General features: G+C 38.0%; 17 protein-coding genes. 7 read left to right on the forward strand and 10 right to left on the reverse strand.

All coding sequences use genetic code 11. The features are described 5' to 3' along the window. Positions 1 to 154 precede the first annotated feature (154 nt). The 3 genes from helD to GI584_RS21835 form a co-directional block, all read right to left on the reverse strand. Positions 155 to 2,524, reverse strand: a complete 2,370-nt coding sequence (gene helD / locus GI584_RS21825; RefSeq protein WP_153792616.1) for an RNA polymerase recycling motor HelD — start codon at positions 2,522 to 2,524, stop codon at positions 155 to 157. Between the two features lie 209 nt (positions 2,525 to 2,733). Continuing rightward, complete coding sequence (locus GI584_RS21830) at positions 2,734 to 4,545, reverse strand: ABC transporter ATP-binding protein (protein ID WP_153792617.1); 1,812 nt, start codon at positions 4,543 to 4,545, stop codon at positions 2,734 to 2,736. Further along, the gene (locus tag GI584_RS21835) at positions 4,538 to 6,259 is read right to left on the reverse strand and encodes an ABC transporter ATP-binding protein (RefSeq protein ID WP_153792618.1); all 1,722 of its coding nucleotides are present in this window, start codon (positions 6,257 to 6,259) and stop codon (positions 4,538 to 4,540) included. Before GI584_RS21835 ends, GI584_RS21830 begins: the two co-directional genes overlap by 8 nt. Before the next feature lie 285 nt (positions 6,260 to 6,544). On the opposite strand from GI584_RS21835, the gene GI584_RS21840 reads away from it, so the two are divergent. The 4 genes from GI584_RS21840 to phnE (GI584_RS21855) all read left to right on the forward strand — a co-directional run bounded on the left by GI584_RS21840 (position 6,545) and on the right by phnE (GI584_RS21855) (position 10,186). Beyond that, complete coding sequence (locus GI584_RS21840) at positions 6,545 to 7,543, forward strand: phosphate/phosphite/phosphonate ABC transporter substrate-binding protein (protein ID WP_100358783.1); 999 nt, start codon at positions 6,545 to 6,547, stop codon at positions 7,541 to 7,543. A gap of 270 nt (positions 7,544 to 7,813) precedes the next feature. Next, positions 7,814 to 8,590: a phosphonate ABC transporter ATP-binding protein gene (gene phnC, locus GI584_RS21845; RefSeq protein ID WP_100358782.1), complete on the forward strand. Its 777-nt coding sequence runs from the start codon at positions 7,814 to 7,816 to the stop codon at positions 8,588 to 8,590. Continuing rightward, entirely contained in the window at positions 8,583 to 9,383 is an 801-nt protein-coding gene (phnE, locus tag GI584_RS21850; RefSeq protein ID WP_100358781.1) for a phosphonate ABC transporter, permease protein PhnE, read from the forward strand. The genes phnC and phnE (GI584_RS21850) overlap by 8 nt, the downstream gene beginning before the upstream one ends. Then, on the forward strand, positions 9,383 to 10,186 hold the full coding sequence (gene phnE / locus GI584_RS21855) for a phosphonate ABC transporter, permease protein PhnE (RefSeq protein ID WP_100358780.1): 804 nt from the start codon (positions 9,383 to 9,385) through the stop codon (positions 10,184 to 10,186). Before phnE (GI584_RS21850) ends, phnE (GI584_RS21855) begins: the two co-directional genes overlap by 1 nt. Positions 10,187 to 10,296: 110 nt before the next feature. Here the strand turns inward: phnE (GI584_RS21855) and GI584_RS21860 are convergent, their stop codons facing one another. Together GI584_RS21860 and GI584_RS21865 are read right to left on the reverse strand one after the other, a co-directional pair. Next, positions 10,297 to 11,202: a DUF1002 domain-containing protein gene (locus GI584_RS21860; protein ID WP_100358779.1), complete on the reverse strand. Its 906-nt coding sequence runs from the start codon at positions 11,200 to 11,202 to the stop codon at positions 10,297 to 10,299. A 313-nt stretch (positions 11,203 to 11,515) separates the two neighbouring features. After that, positions 11,516 to 11,893, reverse strand: a complete 378-nt coding sequence (locus GI584_RS21865; protein WP_100358778.1) for a RidA family protein — start codon at positions 11,891 to 11,893, stop codon at positions 11,516 to 11,518. A 103-nt stretch (positions 11,894 to 11,996) separates the two neighbouring features. Here GI584_RS21865 and GI584_RS21870 point away from each other — a divergent pair, with 103 nt between their 5' ends. Beyond that, entirely contained in the window at positions 11,997 to 12,398 is a 402-nt protein-coding gene (locus GI584_RS21870; protein WP_100358777.1) for a secondary thiamine-phosphate synthase enzyme YjbQ, read from the forward strand. 133 nt (positions 12,399 to 12,531) lie between these two features. Then, on the forward strand, positions 12,532 to 13,890 hold the full coding sequence (gene mgtE / locus GI584_RS21875; protein ID WP_153792619.1) for a magnesium transporter: 1,359 nt from the start codon (positions 12,532 to 12,534) through the stop codon (positions 13,888 to 13,890). A 214-nt stretch (positions 13,891 to 14,104) separates the two neighbouring features. Here the strand turns inward: mgtE and uxaC are convergent, their stop codons facing one another. Both uxaC and GI584_RS21885 read right to left on the reverse strand, forming a co-directional pair. Continuing rightward, a complete protein-coding gene (gene uxaC, locus GI584_RS21880; RefSeq protein ID WP_153792620.1) occupies positions 14,105 to 15,505 on the reverse strand; it encodes a glucuronate isomerase in 1,401 nt (466 codons plus the stop codon). A gap of 484 nt (positions 15,506 to 15,989) precedes the next feature. Beyond that, positions 15,990 to 17,480, reverse strand: coding sequence for a tagaturonate epimerase family protein (locus tag GI584_RS21885; RefSeq protein ID WP_153792621.1), 1,491 nt, complete (start codon positions 17,478 to 17,480; stop codon positions 15,990 to 15,992). A 139-nt stretch (positions 17,481 to 17,619) separates the two neighbouring features. Between GI584_RS21885 and GI584_RS21890 the strand changes: the two genes are divergently transcribed. Beyond that, positions 17,620 to 18,609, forward strand: a complete 990-nt coding sequence (locus tag GI584_RS21890; RefSeq protein ID WP_100358772.1) for a LacI family DNA-binding transcriptional regulator — start codon at positions 17,620 to 17,622, stop codon at positions 18,607 to 18,609. A gap of 89 nt (positions 18,610 to 18,698) precedes the next feature. On the opposite strand, the gene GI584_RS21895 is transcribed toward GI584_RS21890, so the two are convergent. From GI584_RS21895 to GI584_RS21905, 3 genes are all read right to left on the reverse strand, one after another. Beyond that, positions 18,699 to 19,670: a polysaccharide deacetylase family protein gene (locus tag GI584_RS21895; RefSeq protein ID WP_153792622.1), complete on the reverse strand. Its 972-nt coding sequence runs from the start codon at positions 19,668 to 19,670 to the stop codon at positions 18,699 to 18,701. Between the two features lie 404 nt (positions 19,671 to 20,074). Continuing rightward, positions 20,075 to 20,902, reverse strand: a complete 828-nt coding sequence (locus tag GI584_RS21900; RefSeq protein ID WP_194842069.1) for a PepSY domain-containing protein — start codon at positions 20,900 to 20,902, stop codon at positions 20,075 to 20,077. A gap of 176 nt (positions 20,903 to 21,078) precedes the next feature. Then, positions 21,079 to 21,723, reverse strand: a complete 645-nt coding sequence (locus GI584_RS21905; RefSeq protein WP_100358769.1) for an FMN-dependent NADH-azoreductase — start codon at positions 21,721 to 21,723, stop codon at positions 21,079 to 21,081. Positions 21,724 to 21,742 lie beyond the last annotated feature (19 nt).

Raw genomic sequence — 21,742 nt, forward strand, 5'->3', positions numbered from 1 at the left:
TCTTGCCACATTCCACCAAAAATGAAAAACATAGTGCTCAAAAAAGGAAAATAACAGGGCAGAAAAACAAGGTGAATTCACCCTCTTAGCTTCTTCGATTTACTTGAACCTTGAAGCGGGGTTTACGGCGGATTAGCACCGTGATAAACGGTGCTCACCCTGTTCCTTTGTCCCAAATTTGATGGACTTTGTAATGTCGATACTGTTGTTTAGGTATGTTTTCAATAAAGTCGGTTGGTTTTCCAATTGTAAATAGTGCTAATTGGTGCATAGCTCTTGTACATGCTGTATAGAATAAGTTTCGTTCTAACTCATCCTGAAAATTGTCATTGGATGCATCGACAATGATGACCGCATCAAATTCAATTCCTTTCGCAAGATATGCCGGAATCACTACAATACCTTTTTCAAAAATGTGTGCTTCCTGTGTCATTAAATGAATGTCTATACGATTTCTTAACCGATCATATATGTCCATACACTCTTGCATCGTTTTTCCGATTAATGCAATGGTTTCGTGACCTTCTTGTTCATATTCGTTTATTTGATCGAGCACTTTTTCAATCATAATATCACGTTGCTCCAACTCCATCACAACTGGAGTCTCCCCATCACGCTCAAACGGCTCAATTAGATCACCATTTGGCATAAATGATTTAGTGAATTCCACAATCGGAGCTGTCGAACGGTAGCTTCTCGTCAACACGATTCTTTCATGTTTTTCCTGCCATTTCTCTGATAACAAAGTCTCTTCTCTTAAAGCGTGTGCATAAATTGCTTGATTAATATCACCTAATAAAGTCATACGACTAACCGGGAACATCTTCTTCATCAATGCAAACTGAAACGGTGTATAATCCTGCGCTTCATCGATAAACAAATGTTGAATCGCTCGCTGCGCATCAAATCCTAGCAAGCTTTTTTCAAAATAAATATAAGCTGGTGCATCTTCCCATGTTAAATATTTATGTTTTAAATATTCATTCGTGATACGACATATTTCTTGCCACTGAGACGGATGTGTAACTTTTGTACTCGCAACTCGTTCCTTGCTTGAAAATAACTTACGAAATGTTTTAAGTGGATCGACGAACGCTAATTGCTTTACCTTCTTTCGTAGTGGACGAAGTCGCCAAGCAACTACTCGTTTACGTAACATTTCCTCCTCACGGTCATAGTCATCAAACGTATCTTCCGAAAATTGGTTTTCATCTTGCAATGTTTGGTGAACGTCGACATAATCAGCCTTTTCTAATAATTCACTTTCTTCTAATACCCAATCTTTCTCTCTTTCAACCTTCTCTAGTCTTTTCAGTTGATACAATATCCAATTGGCTACCTTTTCTAAACGATCCGGAATGGCTAAAGTGCTTTCTGTCTGATAGAAATATTTTTCAACCATTTGTTTTGGAATAACTGTTTGCCCTCTAAATGTAATATTGCGAAAAGCGAGCCCTTTATTGGCAAGTTGGTCTAAAAAGCGATCAATTAAATCTTTATATGCTAAGCTAGCCTTGTAATGCATGGCTTCTACTCTTGCCTCGTAATTTTCTGCTTGTTTTTGTAAATAATACTCCATTTGTTCGAAAGGGGTTTCTAATTGAAAGCTATCATCTAACTGCCGGTGTAAATATTGATAAAATGTCATCTGCTGCATATTATCTTCACCAAGTTCCGGAAGCACGGTTGCTACATAACTGTTGAATAATGGATTTGGTGAAAAAAGTACAATTTGCTCGGATGTTAATGTTTCGCGATAGCGATACAATAAGTAGGCTACACGCTGCAATGCTGCAGAAGTTTTTCCACTACCAGCAACACCTTGAACAATCAATACTTTTGCCTTTTCATTACGTATAATTTGATTCTGCTCTTTTTGAATCGTTGATACAATGCTTTTCATCTTTGTGCTTGCCTGATTACCTAAGACAGACTGGAGTAAATGATCACCAATAGTCAGCCCTGTGTCGAACATTCCTTTGAGTTCACCATTACTAATCACATATTGTCGTTTTAACGTTATTTCCCCGGAAATATTTTCTTGAACGGTGTCGTAACTTGCCGGTCCTGGCGGGAAATCATAGTACATGCTCGAAATAGGTGCCCTCCAGTCATATACTAGGAAATTTTCTTCATCTTCATCCATCACAGAGGCCAAACCAATATAGATCGGTTGTTCAGCGGACTGTCCATCTTCTTTAAAGTCAATTCGACCAAAATAAGGTTTATCCTTTAGACGGTGTAGTATGTCTAAACGTTCACTTACTTGCCCATGGCTTCGTTCGCGTTCCGACAGAAACTCTGCTTGCTGTTTTATACTGGCTTCTGTTTCAATTTTATCGTCCATTTCTTCTATATTTACCGTTACGTCTTCCCAAAAATCACGTCTGATATCAATGACATCTTCTTTTAAACCTTTTATTTTTGATTGTAATGATGTGATTTTTTTACCAATTTCATCCACTACCTTAGTTACCCTTTGCTTTTCCTGCTGCCATTCTTGATCTTCTCGCTCGTCTGCCACTGATTCCACCTCCGTGACGTTGATTTTGTCATCTCTTTTACCAAGGTGCTAACCGTCCGTAAGACCCCACTTTATGCTTTAAGTATTGCAACGAAGTTAAGCAGAGGTTACGGATGCTAACACCTTGATAAGTTTCGCTATCAATCAGTGGGGTAGAATCCCCCACACTGATTTAATTCTCACTTTATTATATTCCAACTAAACTTGTATCAATCATGAACAGTTTGTGTTGTGACTAGATTAGCATAAAAACCCTTTTCTTTCATTAATGATGAATGGGTTCCTTTTTCAATTATTTTACCTTCCTTTAGAACAAGTATCATATCAGCCTTCTCAATCGTATTCAAGCGATGTGCAATCACAAAACTAGTCTTCCCTTCCATTAATGTTTCTAATGCATCTGTTATTTTTAATTCTGTTATTGTATCAATACTGCTTGTCGCCTCATCTAATATTAAAATGGACGGATTGGCTAGCATCGCCCTTGCAATCACAATTAGTTGACGTTGTCCTTGGCTAATTCCTTGGCCATTTCCTTCAAGCATCGTATCATATTGCTTTGGTAATTGTTCGATAAAAGTATGGGCATTCGCCATTTTCGCAGCTTCTTCCACTTCCTGATCGGTAGCATTTAGCTTTCCATAACGAATATTTTCTCTAACTGTCGCATCAAATAAATAAGAATCCTGCAAAACAACACCTAAATGACTCCGAATACTTTTATTCGTCAGATTACTCATCAAATGGCCATCTAATAGGATATCTCCTTCTTGTTCCTCGAAAAATCTAGCTAACAAGGAAATAATCGTTGTTTTTCCTGCTCCGGTAGGTCCAACTAATGCTACTGTTTGACCTGGCTTTGCGTGAAAAGATATATCTTGTAAGACGTGTTCATCGGTATGATAAGAAAATGAAACATGACGAAAAGCCACATCTCCCTTTACCCGGTGAATATCTTGTTTCTTTTGGTTTGTTTCATCTGCCTCTTGATCCATTACTTCAAACGCTCGCTCAGCACCCGCAACCGCAGACAGAATCGTATTAAATTGATTGGCTAAATCATTTAATGGACGAGTGAACTGGCGTGCATATGTCGTAAAAGTCACAATGATACCGATTGTAATTGAGCTTGCATTGGTAGCCAGCACAATCCAGCCACCGACCCCAACGATAACCGCAAAACCGAAGTTGTTTAAACCGTTCATTAACTTCGGGATAAATCCGGAATATACTTGAGCCCAGTATCCTACCTTTCTTAATTGTTCATTATGTTGTCGATATTGATCGATCACACGGTGCTCCTGGTGAAACAGTTTCACCATCGAATGACCTGATAACGTCTCCTCTAAAAAACCAGTCATTTCACCGAGTTCTTTCTGCTGTTCCTTAAAATAATAACCCGTTCTATTCGTAATCCACTTCATCCCGAGATACATTAACGGCACGATGGTTACCGTCATAAAGGTTAGAAGCGGACTAAGCAAGATCATCACAACTAATGTTCCAACGAGTGTCAATATACTTGTCGTCACTTGAATGACAGCCGTGTTCAACGTTCTACTCACATTTTCAATATCATTGGTCAGCCGGCTCATCAAATCACCACTTTGAGATTTCTGAAAATGCATAACCGGCAAACGTAAAACATGCTCAAATAGTTCTTTCCGCATAGCAAAAACTGTATTTTGCGAAATATCAATCATCCAATAATTTTGCAATGCCAGTGTTACAGATTGGAAAACAAAGACAAATGCTAACAGAATAAGAAGCATTTCAAACGAAAAAACACTTTCTGCACCTGTCATTACATCCACTGCCACTCCAATAAAGTAGGGACCAAGCAAGGACAATATAGCACTTAGAAACACCATGATTAACACCAGCCAAAACATGATCCTGTCCGTTTTCATATAGCTCCAAATGCGGGTTAAAGTAGCTCGAAGTTTTTTTACTTTTGGTTTTTTTCCTATCATCGGGTGATGCCTTGACCGTGGCTGAACTTCTACTTTTTTGTTAGCCATCCAGTGTCACCCCTTCCTTTTGCTGCGTGCGCCACATTGTTTGATACAAGACATTCGTTTGTAGCAGTTGCTGATGTGTTCCCAACCCGGCTATGCTCCCTTTCTCTAACACAATAATCTGATCGGCATCTTTTACTGAGCTGATTTTTTGTGAAACGATAAAAGTAGTGCATTGCCTCAATCTAATCGCTTCTAACACACTTGATTCTGTGGTGGCATCCAATGCACTTGTGCTGTCATCAAGCAGTAATACACGCGGATTATCTGCTAGTGCCCGAGCGATGGATAACCGCTGTTTTTGCCCCCCTGACAAGTTCACACCTCTTTGACCAATTAGGGTTTGATAGGCTTCTGGCAAAGTCATAATAAAGTCATGCAGTTGAGCTTCTTTCGCTACTTTTTCTGCTTGTTCTTGCGCAAGATGTTCGTTTCCCCATGTGATATTATCGAGAATTGTCCCAGAAAATAGAAAACCTTCCTGAGGAACTAACGTCACATCGTGCCTTACCTTATTTCCTAATTGTTCCATTGGTTTACCATCTACATAAATGATACCTGCTGATGGATGGTACAAATAGGGAATAAGGTGTAATAATGTTGTTTTTCCTGCCCCAGTTTCTCCTAAAATACCTATTTTTTCTCCCGGCTTAACATGAAAATTAATATTTCTTAATACTTCTTGACTTGTTTGAGGATAGGTAAAGGAAACATCCTCAAAGTGAATATCACCTTTAATCATTGCTCTTTGCTGCTGTTTGATAACCTCATCATCAGCAGACTGTTTGAGAATATCATCAATTCGCTTTGCGGATGCTCGCCCTCTTGACAGGTTCATAAGTAAAAAGGAAAACACACCAAAGGATGCCAGCATTCTTGTTGCATAGTTAATGACACCCACCACTTCACCAGCCCTAGCTGAGCCGGTATCTAGTTGAATGAAACCAAACCATAATAATCCAATCATCGCTATATTCATGATTAACATGACAATGGGCATGACCACTTCCATTATCCATAATGCTTGCCTATTTTTATCCTTAAGACTTGTATTTACTTTTGAGAAACGGTTATTTTCAAATGTCATACGATGGAAAGCTTTCACTAGTTTTATTGCCAACAGGTTTTCACGAATAACGTTATTAATCCGATCCACCCGTTCCTGTACATGTCGAAACAACCGCATCCCCTTAATCATCAACCAAAACATAACCACAAATAAGATAGGAATTGTAGCTAATAAAATGAAAGCCAGAGGTATGTTTAATGTAAATGACATCACAATGCCAAATATGATAAACAAAGGTGCGCGCAACATTATTCGCATAAAGGTAAATAATAAATTTTGGACTTGTATTACGTCATTCGTCATTCTCGTCAATAAAGTGGATGTGGCAAATTGTTGAATTTTCATCGCAGAAAACATTTGAATATTACGAAACATATCATTCCGCATATCATGTCCTACGCCTTGACTAACTTCTGCTGCAAAGAAAGAACTCGTAATACCGGCTGCAAATGCTAATAAGGTGATTGCCAATAGAATAGCCCCATACAAATAAATAGTCGACATATCTTCTGCGATAATGCCATCATCTATCATTTTTGCCATAATGATCGGCTGTACCAATTCTACTATTAACTCTACAACCATTAGAAAAAGTGCTAGGAACATTGCTTTTTTATATGTATTTGCATATGTAAAAATAATTTTCATCGTTATCCTCCATTATCTCTCTATTTTATATTATAACGGAATTAAAGCGCTTCCTCCATTCATCTTGTTTAAGAACGTGTAAATTTTGTAAAGCAATTAATAAAATTGTTATATTTCGGTAAATCATATGGCTTTTTTACAATTTTCGATAGATAATGACGTTGCAAGAAAACTATGGAATTCACAAAGATACTGTCAGCTTTTTTACCACTCTAATAGATTTTATTGTTTAATCCATAGACAATATTCTTGTAATACTAAGATTTTCAAGGGGGATTTAGAGAAATGAAAAAAATACTTTTATTGTTAGTCGCTTTGTTAACTTTCTTTGTTATCACAGCTTGTGGTCAAAGTGATGATTCAAACGGCAGCAGCAATGATGAGAGTGAGAACACAGAAGAAAATACCAACGAGGATACAGATGCAGAAGAAACAGAAGAGAATGAAGCAGAAGCTAGTGATGAAGCAGACCTTCCTGAAGAACTGATTATGGGATTCGTTCCATCACAAGATTCTGACACCATTGCAGATACCGTTGCTCCTTTAGCGGACAAGCTTTCAGAAGAATTAGGAATCCCAGTCGAAGGAAAAGTTATGACAAACTACACGGCACTAGTTGAAGCAATGGGCACTAATGAAGTACAAATCGGTTTTATTCCTGCTTTTGCTTATGTACTAGCAAACGAAAAACATGATGTTGAGGTAATCTTGAAATCCGAACGCTATGGCAGTGGAACATATGTAGCACAATATCTTGTAGACGCTGACTCCGATTACGAAGAATTAGCTGATTTAGAAGATGCCGTTTGGGCTTATGGAGACCCGACATCTACCAGTGGTTACTTATTCCCGGCAGCACAAATTATGGATGAGTTTGGTGTAGACGATCCACAAACAGAATTTTTCTCTGAAGCATATCAAACTGGTGGACATGATAACTCAGCAATTGAAGTTTATCAAGGAAACGCAGATGTAGCAACTACTTTCGATGATGTTCGAACTGAATTAGAAGAAGAATATCCAGATATCATGGAAAAAACAAGAGTTCTTGGATATACAGATGAAATTCCCAACGATACCATTTCTATAACGAAGGAATTAAGTGGTGAGCTAGTTCAAACGATTAAAGATTCTTTCCTATCATTTAATGATGATGAAGAGATGATCCAAATTATGAATGATGTGTACAGTTGGGATGCAATCATTGAAGCTGAAGACAGCGAATATGACGTTGTTCGCAGTACTTACAATAAATTCGGTGATGATATAAGCTTAGATGAATAAGAAAAGCGTAGAGCGCCCGTTCAGCAACGTACAAACTGCGCCCGAGCAACACGGGTGGATCGATGTTGCCACGCAAAGTGGCGATTTTAATCGATCATACTTCCGGAAAGAGATAAAGGAAACTCTTTGGGAGCTGAAAGCGAATCGATGTTGACTTATCGTACGGAGCTAGACAGATACGCAAATTTTATACTTTCTTTACTATAAGATAGGTTGAACAGGAGAGAGCATGCTCTCTCCTGTTTCCATATGAATGAAAGGGGCTAGACCATGATTGAGTTCAATGATGTCTCACTTGTCTATCCAAATGGGACAGAAGGGTTAAAAAATATAAATGCAAAAATCAATGAAGGAGAATTTGTCGTTATCGTCGGTCTTTCTGGGGCAGGTAAATCTACTTTTATCCGCAGTATTAACCGACTCGTAACACCTACTAGTGGCTCTTTAATAGTAGATGATGAAGATATTTTAAAAGCTAATGGCAAAGACTTACGAAAGCTCCGCACCAAGATCGGAATGATTTTTCAAAGCTATAACCTAGTAAAGCGATCCACCGTTATGAAAAATGTTATTTCAGGTCGCTTAGGTTATACAGGAACATTAAGAAGTATTTTGAACATATTTTCTAAAGAAGATAAATTATTAGCATATGAAAATTTGAAACGTGTAAACATTGAGGAAAAATTATATAACCGTGCTGATGAACTGAGTGGTGGGCAGCAGCAACGTGTTAGTATTGCCCGTGTGCTAACACAAAAACCGAAATTAATCTTAGCGGATGAACCGGTAGCAAGCCTTGATCCACCTACCTCTCACCAGGTAATGAAATATTTAAAGCAGATTAACCGTGAAGATAAAATCACAACGATTGTGAACCTTCACTTTATTGATATGGCGATGGAATATGCCGACCGAATTATCGGCATGCGTGCTGGTGAAGTGGTTTTTGATGGTCCAGCAAGTGATGTGACTGAACAAACATTTGAAGAAATCTATGGTCGCTCGATCCGTGACGAAGACCGTCGAGGAGGGGTGGAGGATGAGTAAAGAATCTTCCTTCGTTCCAAAAGGTTTATATCCTTTTAAGACCAAGTTAATCATTACTATCGCATTAATGGTTGTCACTGGCTTTTATTTACTTAGTTCGATTAAAACGGAATCATTTATTGTTCATTTTTTTGTAAAGTTGCCGAATGTCTTTGGCTTAGTAGGTGATTTTTTTCCACCTGATTGGAGTTATGTCAACCAAGTATGGCCGAAGTTGTTTGAAACGCTACATATAGCTATTATTGCAACCACTATCGCAGTTATTATCAGTATTCCTTTTTCTTTATTAACTGCTAATAATGTGACAACCAATACCTGGATCTATCAAGGGATGCGCCTTATCTTAAATATCATCCGTACGATCCCGGATATTATTTTAGCGGTTGTATTTGTCGGTTTATTTGGTATTGGTGCCTTTTCTGGGATTATCGCCTTGATCATTTTCGCAGTTGGGATTCTAGTGAAACTAATGAGTGAAGTGATTGAGACGATTGATATGAATCAGACAGAGGCAATTCGTGCATCGGGCGGGAATGGGATGCAGACAATTAGTTTTGCGATTGTGCCTCAAGTACTGCCACAATTCATCTCATTCAGTCTGTACGTATTCGAAATAAACATCCGTGCCTCACTGGTATTAGGGTTAGTTGGTGCCGGTGGTATTGGTCAACTATTAAACACACAAATCAACTTTATGAACTATCCGGCTGTTAGTACGATTATTATCATTGTATTTGCCGTGGTCGTTGTGATTGATTTCATTAGTGGTAAGTTAAGGGAGGGACTTGTATAATGTCAGAACAATTGACTCTTCCGGAAAAACCAAAAAGTAAGCTTACATTATATAAACGCATTTTCATTTTTATCCTTATTGCGTTGATTTATATTTGGACATTTACAAGTCTTGAAATACGCTGGGATAATATTTTCAGTGAACGTACATTAGATAACTTTGATCGAATTATACCAAAATTCTTCCAGCCAGCTGTTGAAGAAACCGGGAATATTCTCGAAATGATGTTCGAGACATTGTTTATAGCCTATACCGGATCATTGGCAGCAGCTATCATTGCCGTGCCGCTTGCATTCTTATGTGCTTCAAACATGGTTCGCAACAAATTTCTAAATAATATCGGCATGTGGATTTTAGGTGGAGTACGAGCCTTTCCCGAGATTGTGCTTGCGATTATTTTTGTGGCAGCTGTAGGACCAAATCCTTTTGCCGGGGTATTGGCGATTGCCATTGGTTCGACCGGGATGCTTGGGAAGTTATATTCCGAGGTTATTGAATCAATTGATATGAATACTATTGAAGCTTTGGAAGCCAGTGGTGCAAATAAATTGCAAATTCTATTTTACGGGATCTTTCCACAGGTATTGCCTGAGTTTCTATCCTATGCGATTTATCGATTCGAGATTGACGTTCGTGCTTCTTCCGTGCTGGGGATCGTTGGTGCGGGTGGTATCGGTACATTGATTACCTTTGCCTATATGAATCGAAATTGGGAAGAAGTAGGGATGATTCTGCTTGTAATTATAATTACCGTTACCATTATTGATCAGATTTCAGGTTTTCTTCGTAAGCGATTGGTTTAAACTAAATGAACGCTTTAGCAACGCTACTAGATTAGTTTAATACAAACAAACCGTCATAGTTCACTTAACTATGACGGTTTGTTTTCACTTCTAAGGCGAGGAAAGTCCCCTTAATTGAATAGGCCTCTAATGGAGTCGAGAATGTTTTGGAAAAAGTTTTTGACCCCTTGCCAGAATCCTTCGGTGTCGCCTCCAGTTACTTCGTCTAGTTTTCCTTTGAGGTCACTGACGATTGTTTCCAGTTGTTCGGTGACTTGACCGAAGTCGATGTTCAGTTCGCGCATTTTTTCAAACAAATTCGTGAGCATTTCTCGGTCTTCTGGGCTTAGTTCGATATTCAATTTGTCCAATTGCTCACTAACAATACGCTCGACATCTTCTTTGGTTGCTGGATTTTGTTCTGAGATCTCACGCTTAATTTCACTCAATAGTTCACTAACTTTTTCTTGATCAATTCCTGCGTCTTTTGCTAGGTCTGTTGCTACGTCTAATTCCTCATTTGCTACTTCCATTCGATCTTGATCTAAAGTTTCCCCATCAACATTAAAAGCTTTGTAAATCCCTGTCAGAGCTGAATGTCCTGTTACCTTTTTCGGTGATGCTACTTCGATAAGCGCATTTTCTACACCAGCTGTTAATAAGGCGTTTGCGTACATTTCATTGGTTACTTCCGTTATATTTTCTGGGTTGACAACATTGACAACCACTCCATGTCCTTCTTCTTTACGTGTAATTTTTGCAGAAGAGTACATATTAGAGCTTGGATCTCCACCAATGAAATTAACAAGGTCTTCAGCCGTCACCGTATATTCATCTACTTGTTCAGGGTCTGTTGCGTTTAATAAACTTCTTACTTTATCTCTATCTGAATCTGACAGCGCCTCACCGAGCACTACTTTCGGTTTACCATACCTTTCATCAATGACGTCTTCATCACCATCACTTGCCAAAGCAAAAGGTGCGACAGCTAGTCCGATTAAGGTCACTACAATAAGCATCCATGTTATTTTTTTCATAGATTATCTCCTTTTCGCGATAATACTTACTCTTATCACGGCGCTAACCGGCTGCAAGACCCACACTTCAAATTTCGAGCATTGCTAGGAAGATAAGTGGGGGATCACGTACGCTAACACCCTGATAAGTTTCTCTATCAATCAGTAGGGTAAAACCCACACTAATTGAAGTCTCACTTTATATTATGATAGATTTTTATAATTATGGGAAGAAATTTATGCTTTTTTATATACTTTTTCCTAAAATGAAAGCGGCTAAACCTATAAAACAAAAAACTTCCAGCCTATGAACAGGACTGGAAGATACTTTTGCTTATTTTTTTGCAATTACATCCATTTCTACGCCAACACCTTTAGGTAATTTGCTCACCTCTACTGTCGCTCTTGCCGGATATGGTTCTTGTAAAAACTGCGCATATGCCTCATTGATAGTAGCAAAGTCATCCATGTTCGTAATATAAATTGTGAATTTCACAACATTGGCAAATGTTAAACCTGCTTCAGATAAAATTGCATCCAAGTTTTTCATTACTTGTTCTGTCTGAGTGGCAATATCCCCCTCTACTACTTCCATTGTTTCCGGATTTAGCGGGATTTGACCCGAAACAAAGACTAAATCTCCTGCATCAATTGCTTGTGAATAAGGCCCAATTGCTTGTGGCGCTTTATCTGTATGTATTGCTTTAACCATTTTTACTACTTCCTTTCCATATTTGTATTTACAGAAAATTTTAACATATAATTGATTTCTAGTAGAATATTTATAACACTATTCTAAAAAAGGGATGATAATAATGGAAAAGACGTTTTCTTTAAAAACAAGTCAACATGATCAAATGATTGATATTACGTCAGAGGTGGCCCAATATCTTCGAGAACAAAATGTGTCAGATGGTATCGTGATTGTTTCGTCATTACACACGACAGCAGGAATCACGGTCAATGAAAATGCTGATCCCGACGTAAAAACAGACTTTTTGCGGAGATTACGTGAAGTGTATCCATGGGAACACCGAGAGGATTTACATATGGAAGGAAATACTGCTGCACATCTCAAGGTGAGCACTGTTGGTCATAACCAAACAATGGTCGTCTCTAACGGACGTCTCTTGTTGGGGACATGGCAAGGTATTTATTTCTGTGAATTTGACGGACCACGTCATCGCAAATTCCATCTTAAAGTGATAGAAGGATAGGTTGCTCGAAAAAGAGCAACTTCACTTTTGGATAGGTGGCCATTTTACTGTAATAACAGAAACGATAGCAGTTAGATGTTTTTTACATATCTGCAATTCCAGGTGAAATCCTATGTGAAAGGGAGGGTTAAAGATGTCGTTAAACATGACAGAAAATGAAATCTCATTAGCAATCATTCAAGCATTAAAAGATGGAAAGAGAGCATTATTTCAGGAATTTATTGATGAACTACAACCATATGATATGGCACAACAATATCACAGCCTTCCGGTAAAACATCGAAATAAGTTTCTTCTCTACTTGTCCATTGAACAATTAACGGACCTTTTACAAGAGCTGGATAAAGAAGAGCAGTTAGAAGTTATCTATAAACTAGGAATTGAAAAGTCCTCCAAAGTATTAGACCTAATGCAAAATGATGACTTAGCCTCTCTACTTACCGACTTAGAACCGGAAAAAATTGAAGAATTATTATCGGAAATGCACGAAGAAGAATCGAAAATCGTACAAAATCTCATGAATTATCCGCTTGAAACAGCCGGTAGAGTGATGAATAATCGATATGTGTGGATTCCTCAACATTACACCATCCGGGAAGCGGTTGATAAATTAAAACACTTTGTAGAACTTGCTGAATATCTTAATTATTTATATGTGATTGATGACGATAAAAAGCTTGTCGGTGTTGTATCGTATAAAGACCTACTTTTAGCTGATTTACAGGATAAAGTAAAAGAGGTTATGTATCGAAGAGTAGTAAAGGCAGATGTACATACAGATCAAGAAGAGGTTGCTAAGCTGATTAGTCGCTATGATTTCGTATCCCTACCGATTGTCGAAGAAGACAACAAATTAGTTGGTGTAATCACTGTTGATGATGTCATTGATATTGTAATGCAGGAAGCAAATGAAGATATTGAAAAATTGTCTGCATCCGGTAAAGCGATTGGTTTCAACACGAAACCTTTTGTCGCTGCTTATAAAAGACTTCCCTGGTTAATTCTATTACTATTCATTGGTCTTATATCAGGCAGCATTATTAGTAGCTTTGAAGACACCTTAGAGACGGTTGTTGCCTTAGCTTCCTTTATGCCGCTCATTGCCGGTATGACAGGGAACACCGGAACGCAATCATTAGCAGTGGTGGTTCGTGGGCTGGTTTCTGAAGATTTGAACTTCAAACAAGCGCTTAAACTTATTCTCCGGGAGCTATGGGTTGGAATTATTATTGGGGTAACTTGTGGTCTTATGATCGCGGTCATTGCTTATTTGTGGAGAGGTAATATGACGCTAGGATTAGTGGTAGGCAGTTCCTTGTTGATTACCTTAATTATCGGAACATTAGCTGGTACTATTATCCCGTTAATTCTATATAAACTAAAGATTGACCCTGCCGTTGCTTCTGGTCCGCTCATTACAACGATTAACGATATTTTTTCTTTATTGATTTACTTCGGTATCGCAACAGCATTTATTACTAGATTAATGTGATCGAGGTGCTGTTCGTGTTTTTTGATGGGAGTTCCTATTTTTTCGGTCCTCCTGTCGTTTAGATCACTTCTATCAGACGCGAGGGAGTCCTTGAACGGTCCTCCCGTCCTTTTGACCGCTTCTATTGGACACGAGAGCTCCTTTTGGCGATCCTCCCGTCCAATAGGAAACTTTTAATCATCAAAAAGCGCCCAGACAATCTGAGCGCTTCTATTTAAAAGTTAAAATATTCTTTTGCATTGTAATAGGAAATATTTTGTACAATCTCTGCCAAAGTTTCCTCATCATTCGGATATTCACCGTTTTCGACCCATGCGCCGACTAAGTTACACATAATGCGACGGAAATATTCATGACGCGTATAGGATAAAAAGCTGCGTGAATCGGTAAGCATTCCAATAAAGCGGCTGAATACACCGATATCCGCCAATGTTTCCATCTGATTAATCATGCCTAACTTCGTATCATTATACCACCATGCTGTACCTAATTGCATTTTCCCTGGTACGCCTCCACCTTGGAAGCTGCCAATAATGGTTGCAATGGTCACATTGTCTCTTGGATTCAATGAATAAAGAATAGTCTTCGGCAATGCATCCGCCTGATCTAATGAATCAAGTAGTTGTACCAATGGCTGAGCTAGTAGACTATCGTTCATTGAATCAAATCCTGTATCAGGGCCAAGCTGGTTAAACATACGAGTGTTATTGTTGCGGTGAGCATTAATATGATATTGCATCGCCCAGCCTTTTTTATGATATTCTTTGCCTAGAAAAGTAAGCGTGAATGACTTATATTTTTTCTCTTCTTCTACAGACACTTTCTCACCTTTTAATGCTTTAGCGAAAATGGCACTAACTTCCTCTTCTTTTGCTTGCTCATACATCGTTTCGTCTAATGCATGATCGGAAACTCTGCCGCCGATTTCATGGAAGAAGTCGATTCGTTGTTGTAATGCTTGCAAGAAAGCATCATAAGAATCAACAGCAATACCAGAAACATCAGCTAATTTTTGTACCCAGTCCGTAAAGCCCTCACGGTTAATTTCAAGCCCTTTATCTGGACGGTAACTTGGTAATACTTTTACATTAAAGTCAGAGTCTGCTTTTATTTTCTCATGATATTCTAAAGAGTCAGTTGGATCATCTGTGGTACAAACCACTTCTACTCCAGACTTCACGATAAAATCACGAACATTCCATTCTCCGCTATTTAACAGCTTATTAACCTTTTCCCAAATAGCAGGTGCGGTATTTTCATTAAGTGGTTCTTCTACTCCGAAATAGCGGTTTAATTCTAAGTGTGTCCAGTGATAAAGTGGATTACCGATCAGCTGTGGTACTGTTTTTGCCCATGCTAAAAACTTATCGTAATCACTCGCATCACCTGTCACATATTTTTCTTCGATACCATTTGCTCTCATTGCACGCCACTTATAATGATCACCGTATAGCCATACTTTCGTAATGTTTTCAAATTGCGTATTCTCATAAATTTCTTGTGGACTTAAATGGCAATGGTAATCGATAATTGGTAAATCTTTCGCGTATTTGTGATACAATGTTTCGGCAGTTTTATTTGTTAACACAAAATTTTCATCCATAAACGATTTCATTATATCCCCACTTTCCTAAAATTTAAAATAACGTAGTTTACATAAACTGCGAAGTACCGTGTACATGGATTTGCCTTCTTCCATTCTTTTCTTGATGAGTGCATAACCATCGCTGCGGAAAAATACTCCCTTTCCGGGGGCACGGCCTCAGCTAACTTTGCAAAGTGGATCTTCGGCTCGCGCTGTTCCCCCCAGGAGTGTCGCATTTTTCCGCAGCTTTGACTAGTGTTTTGGAATAGTGAGAAGAAATCCCTTGATTATATTTCCGAAGATTTTCTTCTTTCAACAATCAGAACATTAGAACCAGCAGAGTCAGAATACGGAGACTCCTATGGGCACGCGTCCGAAGACCCCGCAGGAAAGCGTAGTATTCTGCCGAAGCGAATGCTAGCATTCACCTTAAATCAGAATGGGAGGAAGCTACACCAAGTCAAATTTTCACTAGTTCGCGGTTTTTATCTTATGTTCCTAAATAATACGGTAATTATAATCCCAGTAAGTCTAGGTGTCGTCCGATATGTTTTACTAATGCTGCACGGTAAGCATCTTCATTTTTCAATAATGTAGTGAAAAATTCTGTTCTAAACAAATCGGCACCGGATTCGCTTTTAGCTGTTAAGAGTATCCCATATGTAACATGGAATAATTGACGGGATGCGTCATGATCCATATATGATGGCAGATCCTCATCTTTGGTTTCAAATAATGGCGCCACGCTCTCTAAGTCTGGTGTTACATGATAATACTTCAATGTCTCTTCAAAATGCTCTTCCGCATAGACATGCATGCGACGATAAAGATCCGGATTTACTTGTGCAATAACACGAACTGCTTCCAACCAGTTGGTACCAGCTGTTTTAATATGGAGTAAACCTTCCGTGTACTTACCAATGATCGGGAATACACTGAATTTGTCACTACCAGAGTGAATACTTAACTTGTAACCAAAGTACTTAGCGATATCTGCATGCTCATGTAATTCTTTTTCAAATTGCGTAAGATCTCCAATATAATCAATACCTTTTTGGAACTCACCACAGAATCTTGGCGCTAAACTTTGAACAGTAACTCCTCTTCTACGTAGTTCTTCAGCAACGAAAAAGTGAGCTTCCGGTGCAGTAACTGTTTCTGTTTCATCAATTGAAATTTCAAAATCAATCGCTTTCTCCGCTTTGGAAATATATGCATTAAACACATGTTCCATGAAATCAATGGCTTCACCATACACAAGGACATTTTTATGAAGGCTTGCTTCATCAAACGCTATATCCAGACCCTGTACATTAAATGTTTTATTTAAGTAATGGCTGTTATAGTATTCTTTGCGATCTACAGGTAAATCAGCATATTCCTTATGCACATCCTCTTCTACCAGACCTTCGACATCATTGCGTATTTGCTCGGAGCAATCCAATGTGATAAAAGAGAACCCTAAATCCAACGCATATTCAATATCTTTTTCCAATTTAATATGGTCAGCATCTGCTCCATAACCATCTTTATAGCCTTCTTGGAATACTGCAAAAGTTGCTGCATCTAAAATATCTGTCATCGTACGGTTTAACAAAGTTAATTCACGAACACTTTGCTGAGCTAGAATCGGTTTTACTTTTCTCCCTTTGACCGTTTCGATATGTCCAGGAGACGCTACACCTAAACGGTCACCAAGTCCCATTGTTGCAATTTCTGTACCAAAAGCCTGTGGTTTCGTATAATCAAAGAATTGATTCAATACTTTACTATTTTCATGTGTTAATGGGCACACTTTTCCGTTTGCCACTGTGTCCCCCTGTAAAGCATCGAATAATGGCCCTTCTCCTGCAGCTACCAGGTATTTGGTTGTATCGGACTTTACCATAACAACGGAAGCATTATCTTTCTTTTCAAGAGATTTTTCATAAACTTGTATTGCTTCCGACGACTCCGGTAACTTTCCTGCTTGCAATGCTTCCACAACTGATTGAAATTGTTTCAATTATCTCCACTCCTTTTTTGTTAACGGTTCCATTGTTTCAAAAAATAATAACAACGTTGTTATTTTTATGATATACTATTTAAAAATAGAACACAACAATAAATTATACAATTTTTCAGAAAGTTAAAGGTGATTAATTATGAGTGTGACCATTAAAGATATCGCAAAAGAAGCGAATGTCAGCTATTCCACTGTATCCAAAGCATTAAATAACAGTCCGCTGGTAAAAGAAGTAACAAAGCAAAAAATCCTTCGTGTCGCAAAAGAAATGGGCTATGAACCAAATTTAGCTGCCAAACAATTAGTTCGGAAAAAGACAGAAGTTGTCGGATTAATTTGGCCTACCATTGAAAGAATTGTACTCGCAACATTAGTAACCAATATTAGTAAAGCTTTTGAATCTACACGCTATTCGATGATTTTGTCTGTAGACTCCACTGATACAGCGATGGAAACCTTTAAAAAGTTCCAGGTGGATGGCATGATTGTTTTTGCTGAATCAGAGAACATGATTCCTGAAGAAAATATTCCTCTTGTTGCTTATGGTGTATCAGGAAAAACAAAGGTAACCTATCCAATCATAGATGCCAATCATGAACAAGCAATGGAGAAGGCAGTACAATATTTATATGATTTAGGCCACCGACATATTGCTTATGTTGGGTTAATGAATACAGATGATGCCCTGCAAAACGAGAAAGTAGAAGGGTATCAAAAAGCTATAAAAAAAATTGGTCTTACTGAACAAAGCATTGCAACGGATGGGTTAGATTGGTTTGATGGTTATCTGGCAGTGGATGATGTATTACATGTAGAAAAACGACCAACAGCTATCATAGGTAGTAGTTATGATATCAGTAGTGGTATTTTACGTGCCTTACAAGAAAAAGGACTTGGGGTACCAGATGATATATCCTTAATCAGCTATGACAATATTCCCCAAATGGAAACAACAGAAATTCCAATGACTTGTATTGGCGTACCTGTTGACGAGCTTGCAGAAGAAATCGTGCAAGCGATTATTGAACGGATTGAATCGGAAGAAAAGGATGTGATTAAGAAGTTACATCCATCTCTAACAGAACGACAGAGCGCTGGACCAGTTCCAGAGGATGTAACTTCAAGTTAAGGATAAAATCGAAAGTAGAGGTTTCAATTTAGCCATGAAACAGAATAAGCTGAGTGAATAGTACACTCAGCCGCTCTTGTTTCCAAGTTCTAATCTTGTAATATTTCTGGTACGGTAACCAACTCATATCCTTCTGCTCGTAATTCATCAATCATTTCTGGCAATGCCTCAACTGTTTCAAATGGTCCTGAAGCATGATAATTATGCTGAAGCACAATGACACCTGGATTAGCCTCCTCCATCACTGTATTAACAATTTCTTCTGCAGAAATTTCGCTCCAGTCTTTTGTATCAGCAGACCACATAATAGTCTGATAACCTTGGTTCTGAAGCCATTCTAGTTGATGATCTTCCAGTTCTCCAAATGGGGGGCGAAATAATTCTGGTTTTATACCGATAATTTCTTCTATTTCTTCATTAGCAGATTGTAGATTATCGATAAATTGCTCTTCTTCTAATTCAGGCAAATGTGGATGATCCCAAGTATGATTACCTATCACATGACCTTCTTCATGTATTTGTGCTAATATTTCCGGATATTCATTAACCCTCTCCCCTAAAACAAAAAAGGTTGCTTTTACATTCTTTTCCTTTAGAACCTCCAAAATCTCCGGAGTATATGTATCTTCTGGACCGTCGTCAAATGTAAGGGCGATTCTTTTTTCACTAGAATCCCCCATATAAACCTTTTCATGTTGTATAGGTTTTTTAATTTTCTGTCCCGGATAAATCCATGTGAGAAATGGAAAAGTTAGAAGTGATGGGTTAGCTTCGATTAATTCGGGTAACGGAACTCCTAATTGAATAGCTACTTTATAAAGCGTGTCTCCTGCCTTCACTATATACGGATCTGGAATTTCCAGATATTGACCTGGATTAAGTATAGTAGATTGCAATTGATTCAGATTAGCAATAGTCTCTGTTGGTGTACCTAACTTATCAGAAACTTTCAATAATGTATCTCCGGGTTGTACTGTATAAGACTCAGCACTAACCGTTTTATGAAACACAGATAGACAAACTAAGCCTATTAAACTTAAAATGGTTACTTTTTTTAGCATAATGTTGATTAGATTCCCCTTAGTTGTTTATAAATTAATATTCGATAGAATCAGTTATTTTGTGATGGTGGCACGTTGTTTTGTTATATTTCTTGTTCTTTTGATGAATGCTTTCGCGTTAACAAAACAAAGAGGTTGGGACAAAAGAGTAATTAAACAGGAAAAATCCGAACATTAATGCCTGAGCAAATTTACCGCTTCAGCAAAATACTTCGCTTTGCGTGGGCACGGCTTCAGCTAACTGTGTGAAGAAGAGCACTTCACACAGTGGATCTTCAGCTCGTGTGAGTTCCCACAGGAGTCTGCGTATTTTGCTTACGCTAAGTTCAGGTTGTTCGGATTCTCGTTCTTCCTATTTAGTTATGTCCCTTGCTTTTATAATAAACTCATACGCTATACTACTATTAATCATCGTAGTCTAGTTTATGGATTTCCCCAGTTCTTGCATCTATCTCTAACTCTACTTCACCTTTATCTGTTCTAATTTCGATTTCATAGATGTGTCTGCCATCATCTTCATCTAACTCTAATTCTTTGATTGTTCCAGAATATTTATCTAATGCAATAGAACGGGCTTCATCTGTTGAAATTTTACTCTTCATGTTATCTGATGAACGTTTTTGTTTAGCTTCTGCCTCATCCTCATCTACTGAAATATAAACAATTTCCCCAGATTTTGCATTAATCTCTAACTCAACTTCTGCCTTTTCCGTTATAATTTCTAGCTCATAATTGTAATTTCCATCGTCTTCATCAAGCTCAATCCCTTTGACTGTTCCAGAATACATTTCAGTTGCAATTGTTTTCGCTTCTTCAATCGAAAGTAATGAGCTTGCTTGATTCTTTATCTCTCCCTTATCATCATCTCTGCTATTTTGTTGGTTATCAGGAAGTGATACTGTTGTAACTTCTTTTTCAGAATTGCTGTTTGTTATTTGCTTCATATCTTCTCTTAATGCTTCCTCTTCTATATTGATAACTTCACCAGTTTCAGCGTCTACTTTCAACTCATATTCCAGATCTGCTCCTTCGATTTCAACTTCATATATTTTTTCATTGTCGTCTAACTCAAACTCCATAACCTCTCCAGAGAATTTCGAAGCTACCTTTTGTTCTGCTTCCTCTTGTGATAAATAAGCACTAGCCGGATTAGCTGAGAATTGTATTGCTGCTAATACCACTCCCGTTACAATTAACCCTGATACAATTGTGAAAAAGGTTTTGTTTTTCATTTTCATTCCTCCTCGTTTGTTGTTACTTATATAATAGTCAAGGAAGATGAGTATACCGTGAGAGAAAAATGAGAAAACAGTGAGAAATTAAAAACCCGCTTCCAACATTGTCGAAAACGGGTTAATATATAAATTTTACTTCAGATTCTATTTATATATTTGAAAAAAATTTTACATTAAACTTTAAGAGTTAACTCACCTAAACGTTGTGCAGATGCTTTTACTTCTTCTAAACCTGCAGCAATGATCTCATCCGTCTTATCAGGCATGGCGTTATGTCCTTCTATAATTACCTCATCTATAACTTCCATACCGAATATTCCACCGATTACATTGCGCATATAATTCACAGCCATTTCCATCGGAGCTGATTCAGGTGTAGAGTAAATCCCTCCACGAGCATTTAGGAATATTGCTTTTTTGTCTGTTAATAACGGAACCAGGTTACCTTCAGCGCTATATTTAAATGAGAAGCCTGCAGCATATACATAGTCAATGAAAGTTTGTAATTTAGCTGGGATTGTCAAATTCCATAACGGGAATGCGAAGACAACTACATCTGCAGCCGAAATGGCATCCATTGCTTTTTGCTTTGCTGCTAAAAGGCGTGATTCTAAGTCTGTTAATTCTTCATCGTTTTGTACTTTACCGAAAGCATTAAACATATCCTGACCAAAGAATGGTGTATCTTCTTCATACACATCATAAGTTGTAATATTTAATTCTTGACCTTCCAATTCAGCCATAAAAGCTTCATACATTTTACTAGAAATTCCTTCTGTTGAAGGACGATTATTCGCCTTTACTACTAATACATTCATGTTAAAATGTCCCCTTTGT

It is taken from the genome of Gracilibacillus salitolerans (assembly GCF_009650095.1).
Classification (GTDB): Bacteria; Bacillota; Bacilli; order Bacillales; family Amphibacillaceae; genus Gracilibacillus; species Gracilibacillus salitolerans.

Bases quoted from the DNA above. Each gene is read 5' to 3' on its own strand.
- GI584_RS21900 (WP_194842069.1), bottom strand. From the start codon at position 20,902: ATGAAAAACAAAACCTTTTTCACAATTGTATCAGGGTTAATTGTAACG.
- GI584_RS21890 (WP_100358772.1), top strand. From the start codon at position 17,620: ATGAGTGTGACCATTAAAGATATCGCAAAAGAAGCGAATGTCAGCTAT.
- phnE (WP_100358780.1), top strand. From the start codon at position 9,383: ATGTCAGAACAATTGACTCTTCCGGAAAAACCAAAAAGTAAGCTTACA.
- GI584_RS21860 (WP_100358779.1), bottom strand. From the start codon at position 11,202: ATGAAAAAAATAACATGGATGCTTATTGTAGTGACCTTAATCGGACTA.
- phnE (WP_100358781.1), top strand. From the start codon at position 8,583: ATGAGTAAAGAATCTTCCTTCGTTCCAAAAGGTTTATATCCTTTTAAG.
- GI584_RS21895 (WP_153792622.1), bottom strand. From the start codon at position 19,670: ATGCTAAAAAAAGTAACCATTTTAAGTTTAATAGGCTTAGTTTGTCTA.
- GI584_RS21830 (WP_153792617.1), bottom strand. From the start codon at position 4,545: ATGGCTAACAAAAAAGTAGAAGTTCAGCCACGGTCAAGGCATCACCCG.
- phnC (WP_100358782.1), top strand. From the start codon at position 7,814: ATGATTGAGTTCAATGATGTCTCACTTGTCTATCCAAATGGGACAGAA.
- GI584_RS21905 (WP_100358769.1), bottom strand. From the start codon at position 21,723: ATGAATGTATTAGTAGTAAAGGCGAATAATCGTCCTTCAACAGAAGGA.
- GI584_RS21835 (WP_153792618.1), bottom strand. From the start codon at position 6,259: ATGAAAATTATTTTTACATATGCAAATACATATAAAAAAGCAATGTTC.
- GI584_RS21840 (WP_100358783.1), top strand. From the start codon at position 6,545: ATGAAAAAAATACTTTTATTGTTAGTCGCTTTGTTAACTTTCTTTGTT.
- mgtE (WP_153792619.1), top strand. From the start codon at position 12,532: ATGTCGTTAAACATGACAGAAAATGAAATCTCATTAGCAATCATTCAA.
- GI584_RS21870 (WP_100358777.1), top strand. From the start codon at position 11,997: ATGGAAAAGACGTTTTCTTTAAAAACAAGTCAACATGATCAAATGATT.
- GI584_RS21865 (WP_100358778.1), bottom strand. From the start codon at position 11,893: ATGGTTAAAGCAATACATACAGATAAAGCGCCACAAGCAATTGGGCCT.
- uxaC (WP_153792620.1), bottom strand. From the start codon at position 15,505: ATGAAATCGTTTATGGATGAAAATTTTGTGTTAACAAATAAAACTGCC.